Origin of the sequence: Streptomyces endophyticus, assembly GCF_035798155.1 — a bacterium.
GTDB classification, from domain to species: Bacteria; Actinomycetota; Actinomycetes; order Streptomycetales; family Streptomycetaceae; genus Streptomyces; species Streptomyces endophyticus.
This window is the reverse complement of sequence record NZ_JAOZYC010000112.1, coordinates 1-217: the sequence shown is the minus strand read 5'-3', so window position 1 is coordinate 217 and position 217 is coordinate 1. Positions and strand designations below refer to the sequence as shown.

Below are 217 nucleotides of genomic sequence, written 5' to 3'. Positions count from 1 at the left end.
CCTGGTTTCGACGGGGGTTGCGAAGCGGATGAGGGCATACCGGGATTTCAGTCATCCCGTTAAACACTGAATTTATTTAGTCGCAAACGACGAAACTTACGCTCTAGCCGCTTAATCGCCGCTAGACTCTACAGCAGCTTGCTGATGGGCTGTGGGGGCAACCCCGGTAGAGTCATTTCACATCAGATCGCCTGTGACCGGGTTACTTGATCAGGGG

The 217-nt window shown here is 53.5% G+C and carries 1 other RNA gene; it reads left to right on the top strand.

The features are described from left to right. Positions 1 to 217, top strand: a transfer-messenger RNA (tmRNA) gene (gene ssrA / locus OKJ99_RS17165); the annotation flags it as partial.